This window comes from Methanoregula sp. PtaB.Bin085 (genome assembly GCF_002067035.1).
Lineage (GTDB): Archaea > Halobacteriota > Methanomicrobia > Methanomicrobiales > Methanospirillaceae > Methanoregula.
In genome coordinates this window covers 1-10,182 of record NZ_MVQB01000036.1, presented here as the reverse complement: position 1 = coordinate 10,182, position 10,182 = coordinate 1, and the positions used below count along the sequence as shown (strand labels likewise).

The 10,182-nt window shown below is 51.5% G+C and carries 8 protein-coding genes and 1 pseudogene; 4 read left to right on the top strand and 5 right to left on the bottom strand.

The window, feature by feature from the left end; translation table 11 throughout:
* Positions 1-1,536: 1,536 nt before the first annotated feature.
* The gene (locus A4E33_RS08210; RefSeq protein WP_292347215.1) at positions 1,537-2,739 is read left to right on the top strand and encodes a YcdB/YcdC domain-containing protein; all 1,203 of its coding nucleotides are present in this window, start codon (positions 1,537-1,539) and stop codon (positions 2,737-2,739) included.
* Positions 2,740-2,782: 43 nt separating this feature from the next.
* On the opposite strand, the gene A4E33_RS08205 is transcribed toward A4E33_RS08210, so the two are convergent.
* The 3 genes from A4E33_RS08205 to A4E33_RS08195 all read right to left on the bottom strand — a co-directional run bounded on the left by A4E33_RS08205 (position 2,783) and on the right by A4E33_RS08195 (position 5,895).
* The gene (locus A4E33_RS08205; RefSeq protein WP_292347214.1) at positions 2,783-2,938 is read right to left on the bottom strand and encodes a hypothetical protein; all 156 of its coding nucleotides are present in this window, start codon (positions 2,936-2,938) and stop codon (positions 2,783-2,785) included.
* A 196-nt stretch (positions 2,939-3,134) separates the two neighbouring features.
* Positions 3,135-4,523: a hypothetical protein gene (locus A4E33_RS08200; protein WP_292347213.1), complete on the bottom strand. Its 1,389-nt coding sequence runs from the start codon at positions 4,521-4,523 to the stop codon at positions 3,135-3,137.
* Positions 4,524-4,530: 7 nt separating this feature from the next.
* Positions 4,531-5,895, bottom strand: coding sequence for a hypothetical protein (locus A4E33_RS08195; RefSeq protein ID WP_292347212.1), 1,365 nt, complete (start codon positions 5,893-5,895; stop codon positions 4,531-4,533).
* A 688-nt stretch (positions 5,896-6,583) separates the two neighbouring features.
* On the opposite strand from A4E33_RS08195, the gene A4E33_RS08190 reads away from it, so the two are divergent.
* The gene (locus A4E33_RS08190; RefSeq protein WP_292347211.1) at positions 6,584-6,856 is read left to right on the top strand and encodes a helix-turn-helix domain-containing protein; all 273 of its coding nucleotides are present in this window, start codon (positions 6,584-6,586) and stop codon (positions 6,854-6,856) included.
* A 97-nt stretch (positions 6,857-6,953) separates the two neighbouring features.
* Here the strand turns inward: A4E33_RS08190 and A4E33_RS08185 are convergent, their stop codons facing one another.
* On the bottom strand, positions 6,954-8,225 hold the full coding sequence (locus A4E33_RS08185; protein WP_292347210.1) for a serpin family protein: 1,272 nt from the start codon (positions 8,223-8,225) through the stop codon (positions 6,954-6,956).
* Between the two features lie 341 nt (positions 8,226-8,566).
* Between A4E33_RS08185 and A4E33_RS08180 the strand changes: the two genes are divergently transcribed.
* Positions 8,567-8,845, top strand: coding sequence for a hypothetical protein (locus A4E33_RS08180; RefSeq protein ID WP_292347209.1), 279 nt, complete (start codon positions 8,567-8,569; stop codon positions 8,843-8,845).
* 83 nt (positions 8,846-8,928) lie between these two features.
* A complete protein-coding gene (locus tag A4E33_RS08175; protein WP_292347208.1) occupies positions 8,929-9,579 on the top strand; it encodes a 4Fe-4S dicluster domain-containing protein in 651 nt (216 codons plus the stop codon).
* 123 nt (positions 9,580-9,702) lie between these two features.
* Here the strand turns inward: A4E33_RS08175 and A4E33_RS08170 are convergent.
* Positions 9,703-10,182, bottom strand: a pseudogene (locus A4E33_RS08170) (AarF/ABC1/UbiB kinase family protein); the annotation flags it as partial.

The window sequence follows — 10,182 nt, the reverse complement described above, 5'->3', positions numbered from 1 at the left end:
GACTTCCTGGAGATGGATGTCAATGTGGCAAAAAAGATCTGGATCGATACTGTTGAGAGGTACCTGCTGATCGGGCATTGAGACGGGGAAGGCGGTGCAGTAATCCAATTCACCTGATACAATATTTCCTGAACATTTTGTTGTATTTTTTCGAGTTCCGGATCCTGTGACAGCTCAACAGATTGTTGGGATGATTACAGGAATGGGAATATAATCTCCTTTTTTTCCTCGTCGAGGGACCCGAAATTGAGGGGTCAAATTCCCGAGGTAAAATAAGCCCTATACGGGCTCCTTTTCCTGTCCGTATCTCCGGGCCAATACCGGAAAAGCCTGTAAACCCGTTTTTTTCTCTTCCTGTGGAGAATATGCTCAATAATCACTCTGTTTGCCAAAATAAGGCTGAATTGCACCTCGTATAACCGTCATCAAAGGCCCTTAAATCGTGCCAATTTTTGCCACCTATTTTACCCCATCCGGGGCCCGGAAAGGCCACCGGAACGCGATTATGAAGGTCTTTTTCTCCGACGGAGGTCTCAAAAAATAGGGATTTCGACTGTTTGACGACGTAAGCCGGTCTTGGAACAGTTCGACGCGGGCGGCGATCTCCTGCTGCTGTTCGGGACATGCCGCAGACGCTCGGTCATGTTCACTCGTCCTCGCTGATGCTCCGGCTCACTTCACATCATCTCGCTGTTTTTCTTCGGTTGATTGGTGGGACGAGGACGCCCCTGGCTTGTCGCACTGCTCCGGCGCCAGCGGCTGCATGGGCCCGCTCCTCACACCATGCGCGCATCGTGTTCGTCGCTGTTTACTGAGCAATGCATAACGCTCAGTGACTCGGGGGCGCGACGCATCAAGGGCTCGGACTCACCGCTGAGGCGGCTCGTTACCTTCGCACCCTTAAAAGCCGTGAATGTGAACCTGACGCTTGCGTAACTGGTTGGACAGGACGAATGGAAGAGAACAAGAACCTCCGGAAATCCGGATACCTTTTTTGTATCGGCAGTCGTTGGGTATGGCAGGTCGGATGTTGAAAGGATGGGTAAAAATAAGCCCTATACGGGCTCCTTTTCCCTCTCCTGTGCCCGGTCCAATACCGGGACAAAGAAGACCGTTGCACAAATGCTGGTATTCCTGTTCCGCTCACATCACCTCGCTGTTTTCCGGAGTTTCCTGTTGATAGGATGACGCTCCTGGCTTGTCGCGCTGCTCCGGCGCCAGCGGCTGTCAGAACCCGCTCCTCGCATACCGCTCACGCGGAATGCTCGTCGTTGTTGGCCGGATTTGCGTGCACGGATATGATTGAAATCCGGATTTACCGATGAAGATGGGAATAAAAGGGGGAAGATCTTCCTATGGAATAAACCGGCAATTGGGTAAGGCATCTTCAACGCCGATATCCGGTCTGTCCATGATTGGTAGATTTTTGTCACAGAATTCGTTTAAACTTTAAAAAAAGAAGGAAGAATAGTCATTGACCTGTTACATCCTCACGGATATATCCGGTCCGGAAAAAAGAACGGGAGTGTGATTTTTATGGAACTGAAAAAAAATCCGATCGCGATTGCTTGTGTCATCATCTGTATCGTGATTGGGACCGGTATTGTTATCACATTATTGCAATCTCAAGATACTGCTGTCGTACTTCAGCTGCCGGCGAACCAGACTGTCGGGATACCGGTACCCCCGATTGCATCGACTCCTCAGACAATCCCTCAGCCGAACATCCCGCTTCCGAAAACAATCACAAGGGATGAGGCAACAGCACGTGTGCAGGAAGAGTATTCCATGGGGTATTCCATCGATCACATTAACTTCACTGACCGGTATTCCGGAAAAACCTTGTATGAATTTGCCATGGTACCGGCAGAATCTTCCCTCTATGAAAAGAATACAACGGTCTTCATCGATGCTGAAACCGGCGATCTCTATTCCCCGCTGCAGGAGAAAGCGGGGATATCCATCGAACAGGCAAAATTCCATGCCCGCCAGGCATTTCCCGCGTGGACTATTGACCGGGTCAGGATAAAGTACGTTGACGGGACACAGTATGTCCGGTCCTGGGAATTCTACCTGTACAGGGATGATAAGGAACTTGTCCATGGCAGTCTTGATGCGGATACCGGGGAGCTCAGTAACTATGCGATTGGTGTCACACGGATGGGGCGGCCAGAAAACCCGTCAATCACCGCCGCTGCTGCACAGCAGGTAGCCGACCGGGAAATAGAGGAACGCAATGGTGTTATACCGATCGTCTTGGGCGATTCCCGGCTGGACCCCCTCGGTATGCCCGGGGAAAAGATAGCCGGGAGATACGTCTTTGTCTATAACCGGGTTATCCAGAATGTTCCCTGCGACAGCGACGGCTTTACTATCGTGGTCGATTCAGTTGCAGGAAAAGTCATAGAATACCGCAAGTCGTGGAGCCTTCGGGAGAACGCCGTAGCCACATCGTCAAAACCTGCAATAACAAAGGATGCCGCAATAAAAACCGTTGAGCAGGAAGCGGCAACGATCTATCCGGCATCCCCCGCCAGCCTGGAGATCGTCTCCGCAGAACTCCGGTGGAAGGATTTCCATAACCCCGACAAGGTCGTCCCGGCGCCCGGGAGTATCCCGCTTGCCTGGAAGGTTCAGTTCGATGACGAATCCATCCGGGCACAACAGTGGCCAAACCCGGCAACCGGATGGGTCGATGTGCAGACCGGGAAACTGCTGGAAATATATTACCGGCACTAATTCCACCAGAGTCATGAAGCATCTGGTTGTCAGCAGATTGGGATCACTCGTTTTTATCGAGAGTAGTATTGGCCGGTATGATTGCAGGAACCGGGACCCGGATGCGAACGGGCAGCACGAGATCGGGAGCCGGGGTTTCTGATGCCGGAGATATCGTCATTACCGGCCGCAGGATTGCGGTTACCAGATTGGGTACCATGCAGCAGCGACCCCGTGTTTTTATGGTAATTCGTTCAGCACTCGGCAGCCTTGCAGAATAGTGTGCAGCCGGAAGATGGAATCTTATCTCGCTGTATCGGTTATTCTTACCGGGCCAGGGCCTCTTATCCGGATGAATGGATTCGATTGAGGCTTTGGGCCGGGAATCACTATTGTTTCTCCTTCCCCCAGTCCAGTCAGTACCAGCACAGGTCGTACGGTACCGGACGTTCGGCTGAATCTCCCGCTACCGCGACTGTCCATTTCCCCGGTTCGAGATATCCTCCGCTGACCCCGGAAATAGTCATGCGGACGGCCTGATCTGGTCGGGAATCATCAGCATCAGAAAAATGCCACGTCGAGCCACCCGGGCTCACAAGAGTCAGTGACAGTGAGGAAGCGGGATCATCCCATCGAAGCTCAAATGAGATTTCCTTATCTTCCGTAGAAGGTTCGAGTGAGTACCATTCAATTTCACCGTTCGACATTGTGCTGTAATACCGGACCCGGGTATCCGGTGCAGGAATGGTAGTCGGCGTGGCAGAATAACCGGTTCCCGTCCCCGTTGCCAGAAAATTGTGTGTGCGGTTGCCTGAATAATGGTATAGGAAGATATCATGTGCTTTGTTGCGACCATCAGACCAGACGACATACTCACCGGATACCCTCGGAAACTCCAGGGAAAACGGACCTTCCGCCACAATCCGGGTCATATTCATGGTTATATCATAGAGCCGGATATCCCCGTTCCCCCGGAAACCCTGCGAACCTGCCGATGCATTCCGGTAGTCCTCCCAGACAAGCAGGTTATCGGAAATATCAGGATACATCTGGAAAGAATCCGAAGGACTTACCGGTTGAGCTTTCCCGCTCTTCAGATCATAGAGAAATACCTGGTATGGCCCGGTGCGCCCGTCGACCCAGACGACACGGTCCCCGTCGATTGCGGGCATTGTGCGTGAACCCGGCTCGTTGCACAGCACAGTCTTTTCTCCCGTGGTGACGTTCAGAAGCATGATCCGATCATGGGTGGGTCCGGCTTCACTGTAAACAACCCTGTTGCCGGAAATTGCCGGATAGCCCAGGGAACCGGTTGATGATACCACGGTGCGGTGTGTTCCGGAAACCACGTCATACATCACCAGGAAATATTCCCGTTCGTTTGTTTCCACCCAGAGAACCGTGCTCCCGTCAATGGCCGGGGAGTACTGACGGCTTCCGGGAGAGTATAAAAATGTCAGTTTTCCCGGTACCTCATCGTACAGGAAGATGCCCCGGCCATCGCTCCAGACATACCGGTCCCCGGAGAATGCAAGGTCTCGCTTCCATGACGTGTCCCGGATCACCAGTTCCTTTCTTCCGCCCGAAACATTATACCGGTAGACAGCCCGGGAATAATTCCCGGAACCCGGCCCCGCGTCATACTCGACCCATGCCACATTCCCGCTATCACAGGCGATTTCATTGTACTTTTCAGAATCGCTCTTTGCTACCAGGTAGGCATCGAACGAATCCGCCCCGGAACACGGAACTGTACATAAAATGAGGGAAAGAAGGATCAGAGAAACAACTATTCCCGCTTTCATGTTCCCCTCATTTTTTCCTGAGGTTATTGATAATCACGCCAAGTACGATAATCCCGGCCGAATATGCCACAACCAGTATCCCGGGATTTGCCGGAAATCCTGCTTCGCGGGCAGGAGTACCGGTGATGACGGTCTTTGTTTCCGGATCGACACTATAGGTCTTCGCGATAAGTGTTCCTGAAGGAGAAATGCCGGGATCGTAGAGACGGTCATAGAGGACCATTATCCTGACCGCTTCAGTGGAACCGGTCCGTACCTTCACAATGTATTCACCGGGAGGAAGGTCTGAAGTGTTGATTACGGCATGCCATGAGCCATATCCGGTTGTCCCGTCTGCAACGGGGATGGCGGGAACCGTGGACGCCGGTTGGTTCATACGATCGATATCCGGAGGATAAATCCCGGTATCGATAAGCGTTCCGGCATTCAGGTTCGTTGTCCCTGAGATCTCTACGGGCGTTCCGGAAACTGCATCGGGAATTTCATTCATCTGTATCACGGGTTCTTCAAGAAGGATCATGAATTTCTGGTAGGGATTCTGCTTTTCATAGACCTTCAGTTTCGTTTCCAGTTCATCAGCCGGGATGTATGCGGACGGCTCTTTTTCATCAGGAAGAACTTCTAAAGTTTTTCCCCCATCCACCACATAGATGAAATACTGGCCGGATCTCCATTCGGTAGTATTCGGGAGATCAAATTCAGCCTTCCCCACTCCGTCTGCTGAGATCATCTGGTACCGGGTAAACCGGTTTACAGGAAAACCATTGGTGATCCAGATGCCGACACGGTTACCGGGTGACGTTGCAACGGTTATCCTCAGGGGGGCCCCCTTCGCGAGAATATTACACCGGGTGTTGAGGTCCGGCAAGGTTCTGACCGCTAAAGTCCCGCCGGGTGAGATATATACCGGTGATTTAAACTCCGCACACCTGGTCCCCTGCGTTGCCTTTGGCGTTGGTACAGGCGTTCCATTCCCCGGGATAAGCCGGACCTGCACGGAAACACGGTCATCGCTTCCCTCTTTTCCGATCCGGAAGGTATATTCCGCTGGCGCGTAGCCTTCAGTAATGATCGGGACCTTCCAGATCTGGCCGGCAGCTCCCTTTTCGACCGGGATTATCCCCCCCGCGCCGGAATATTCGCCATACTTAACCTTCCCGGTATCTGCCGCCTCGCGTGAAAATTCATACTGCAGATTCGTCCCCACGGGGAGAGTCGTAGATCCGGAGAGCTCAATGATTGATCCGGTCATCAGGTTCCCGGGTACTGGATCGATGACAATCTGGGATGTTGCAGATACCGGGCTGATACAGAGCAACACTATTCCTGCAAGGAGCAGGAGGAGTGCTCTTGCCGTAGTAGGTATTTTCATCTTTTCACACATCCTTTTTCATCCTGTTACGAGTGAGCGTAGGAAGCGTGCATATAAGTGATTTCTGTGAGAGATCTCACCGGATAAACGGAGATCATGGAGAGGTTGAGTGTTCTCACAGAACTTATATAAAATATCGGCCCGTTCATCTTTTCAGGTAGTGTTCGTGGAATTCTCACAAAGGATCACCTCAGGATATGTGCGGGTTTTTTTCCTGGTGGCCGCCTGCCTGGTCCTCCTCATCGTTCCTGCTTCAGCATATGCTCATCCCCATTCAGTCCAGTCCTGGTCAGACAATCCCCCGACCGGTGAAGCAAAACTCCCGGTCCCGGTTGACGTATGGCAAGTTCCGCCGGCAGCGATACTCCTGGTATTTACTGCGATATTCCTGCCATTCTGCCTTGTACCGGTGGAGATCCTTATATCGTGTGCGGGATTCGTGGTCCTAAATTTCCGGAGAATCCGGAAAACTGAAGTGTTTGAAAACGATTGCCGGATGCGGATTTATCATCATATCGTAACGAACCCGGGGTCCGGGTTCGCCGGGATTATGCAGAGTCTTCCGGTAAACCGTGGGACATTGCACTATCATCTGGGAGTCCTCTGCCGTGAGAGGCTTGTCGTTACCTTTTCAATAAATAACAGTATCTGTTATTTCCAGAATGCAGGAAAATTTTCTGATACGGAGATGGATGCGATTGCCCGGTTGCGGAACCGCGCCAACCTCTCGATTTGTACATTCCTGTCCTCGTTACCCGATGCATCGCGGCAGGATATTGCAGAGAGGCTGGAAACTACCGGTTCCACGGTGTCGTGGCATATGCGCCGGCTCTGTGAAGCCCGGCTCATCACCTCAGCAAGGGAGGGAAGGAACGTCCGCTACAGGTTGACCCCTGTTGCGGCGAAAGTTATCGATGAACTGCGGCGGGCAGGGAACGGGGAAGGCCAGCGATATCTGTGAAAATCCGTGTCGAAATGTACCGGGCTTATCCCGTATCCGGCAAAAGAGACAGGAAAAACTGAACTGAAAATCAGTCTCATAACGACAGGGGAAAATATTACCCGGTTGGGTTTTCTACCCGGCCTATGAAGAGAATATTCCCGCTTGCGGTGTCCTGGATGAGGAAAATGAAGGGGTGATCTGCTCTGAACACCGGAATGGGATCTTCTGCCGGGGCAGCACCCTTCCCCCACATTACAACAGTTGTCGCTGCGGCAGCCTCGGTGCCTTCTTCATTCACATCCACGTAAGTCTGGTGAATGATTTCCTGGATATAGAGATATCTCGTTCCATCCATGCCGGAGAAATCGGCGTCACCGAATGCTGTGGGCATTCCCATCTCCGCGAGCGTTTGGCGCAGGGAGTATTTTGTTTCAAGTGTAAATTTCGGTAAGTAGACCATCACGCGCCGGGATGCAGAGGAGTTCTGCAATTCCGAAAGATTATCTTGATCAAGATATTTCTCTGCCGCTGCAAGGTCATCGTTTTTGGGGAGCAGGATAAGCATGGACAGTTCATTTCCATTCCCGTGTTCATACGGGATTTTGAGAAACTGGACAGTCCCGGTCTCTGCATACGGGTATACGGCATCTTCATCAGTTCTCTCCATCATCGGGACAGGGATGCTTTTCCCGGAAGAGAGCCTGAAATCAGCGTTCCGGGTTTTGTTTTTGTCGAACTGCCTGACCCACGTACCTTTGAAGTAAACTGCATCCGTTATCACCAGCCGGGTCATCGGGGTAATGGACCCGGCGGGTACCAGGTCCTTTATGGTATTACGGGTCTTTTCTTCCACCCACCGGTTGATAATGGTCCGCGAAGCGTCCGGGTAATTGATGAAATCGAGATTCGTAGTGTTTGCGGAGTAATAGGTTTGGGCCGTTTTGATATACCGGGGAAGAAACGGATACGTTTTTTCTGCCCAGAGAGCATTTGCGTTGAGCAGGGTATAGCTGGCATTCTGGCTGTTTATGTCCGCAATAGTAGTGGAATATCCCTGCCTGATTAAGGAAGTATTCTCCGGGTAGTGGAAAACAGACCGGATTTCATCTGCGGTACTTCCCCGGGCTCCTTCGTACGTTATCGCTAAGGCGGAGGAGATGGAGAACGGCGAGAAGAAGATATTGTCTCCCGTATACTTCGGATCCTTTGCCAGCCGTGAATACAGGTCAGATGCGAACCGGTTGTTTGCTGCAACAACGCTGTTTCCGCTGTCCGGCGTGGGATTGCCGGCATTCGGTTGTGACGGTATCGCGGTACATCCCGCAAAAGCCATGCTGAGGACGACCAGTGATGTGAGAGACCATAGGGCGATTGTTTTTGCCTCCATGGCTGAACGTTTGCCTGCGGGCTTGTTAAACGTGATGTTGGGTGCGGTTTTTTTCGCAGTTATTGTCTAACGATAGATCGGGATATACCGTATTTTTATGGAATACCTCCTCTCTTCCTTATTGGTTCCTGCGTTTGAATAAAGCCCTCGACCCAGGGCTAAGGACCCGGGGGATCCGTCCTGAAAACCCAGGACTGATGATTCGTGACATTTATGTTCTCCGGTTCGTGAGCAAGGAGACCCCAATACGTATCTATCACTACCTGCCCATACACCCTGTATAACCGGCGGCCTCAACGCTCCTGTCATATGGAGGGTCAGCCAACTCTGGATCTGTGGGCTTGACGGAAATCACCCTTGCGTTCATCGGTGCTGCAGTCCTGTTCCTGCCGTTGTTTGTGTTCCTGCCGAAGTTGATTCAACAGGCGAAGAAGGCAGATGCGGATGCTGCGATTGAGGAATTCGGGAAGAACGAGCAGGTCAAGAAAATCTTCTGGACCTTGCTCCTCTCGATGGCTGGGCTGGTACTGGTCCGTGTCGTGGACCCGGTGACAGCTCAGCAGATTGTTGGGATGATTACGGGGAGGGGGTATCAAAAAGTGGACGGATGCGGTGGATGAGAGGGGGGTGAGATATTCCTGTCTTGTTGAACCTGGGAATAATTTTTATCAATAAGTGAGACAGAGACACAACAACGAAGATCATGGATGATTTCCTCAAAGAAAGACTGGTAAAATATGATACATGGCTGGATCGTGGACAGATTTCATTTTCTTCAAAAATTATCCCCATCCGTGAATCCTTATCTGCTCGGCAATGGGTATTACCCTCTGAACAGGTTCTGAATATTTTACAAAATGCACAATCCATAGCAGTGCAGAAATGTGGCTGCCGAGTACATTTTTCCCGATGCAACAAACCCCTCGATGTCTGTTTTTTACTCAACAAGACGGGTGAGCATGCGATAGGAAAAGGCCAGGCACGTTCAGTGTCCTTACCAGAGGCTGCGGATATATTACGTAAAGCGGATGAACATGGTCTTATACATCTCACCCTTTACCGGCCGGATCATGAAATTTATGCACTCTGCAACTGTTGTCCCTGCTGCTGCCATGACCTTCAGCTCATGAAGATATACAATCGCCAGGATTTGGTGGTTCGCTCTGAATATGTCGCAATGACTGACAAGGACTTATGCATCAATTGTGGCAAATGTGTTGAGAGATGTATTTTTGATGCCCGGACATTTGATGACAGCCAGATGCTATACAATTCCGGTTTATGTCTGGGCTGCGGGCTTTGTGTCACGGTCTGCCCGGCCCGTGCGACTGTTATGGAGCTGCGGGATCCCTGATACTGAATGGAGTCCAGGAAATTTCTCCCGTTTGTTTCAATTTAAAATATCGTGAAGAAGATATTCACTCATACTACAATCAGCGCGAGGTTGAATAGAAAATACCCGGAAATTCGTTACAATTCACCGCTCCTGCCGGAACCTCAGGTAAATGACATGATATACTACATAGAGCGCCACTAGGGCCGCAGCACTATATCCGACAATCGCCAGCCACGAGACCTCCGAGGGCAGTGTCACTGAAGTGGCCGTGAGCACCAGCGAAGACCCGACAACAAGCGATCCGACCACCAGGCCAAGCATGAACTTGTCGCTCGCTGAGTCGAGCGAAGTCTGGAATTCCCGGAGATCCTTATCGACAAGTTCCAGGCGGAACGTGCCCGTGGAGAACCGCCTCAGCATCAGGTTGAGATGGCGGGGCATATCGAGACTGGCATCAGTGGTCTCCAGCAGTGAGACGGTGACCTTTTTTGCGCTGGTGACGGAGAATGTATTTTTCTGTGCGATTCTCACGAGATATGGGGACAGCTCCTTCTCAATATTGAACTCAGGATCGAGGCGGACACCGATATCGAGTATCATGACAAGGACCTTTAAGAGCAG

Coding starts and splice junctions, on each gene's coding strand:
- A4E33_RS08205 (WP_292347214.1), bottom strand. CDS start 2,938: ATGGTACCCAATCTGGTAACCGCAATCCTGCGGCCGGTAATGACGATA.
- A4E33_RS08195 (WP_292347212.1), bottom strand. CDS start 5,895: ATGAAAATACCTACTACGGCAAGAGCACTCCTCCTGCTCCTTGCAGGA.
- A4E33_RS08175 (WP_292347208.1), top strand. CDS start 8,929: ATGGATGATTTCCTCAAAGAAAGACTGGTAAAATATGATACATGGCTG.
- A4E33_RS08190 (WP_292347211.1), top strand. CDS start 6,584: ATGGATGCGATTGCCCGGTTGCGGAACCGCGCCAACCTCTCGATTTGT.
- A4E33_RS08210 (WP_292347215.1), top strand. CDS start 1,537: ATGGAACTGAAAAAAAATCCGATCGCGATTGCTTGTGTCATCATCTGT.
- A4E33_RS08185 (WP_292347210.1), bottom strand. CDS start 8,225: ATGGAGGCAAAAACAATCGCCCTATGGTCTCTCACATCACTGGTCGTC.
- A4E33_RS08200 (WP_292347213.1), bottom strand. CDS start 4,523: ATGAAAGCGGGAATAGTTGTTTCTCTGATCCTTCTTTCCCTCATTTTA.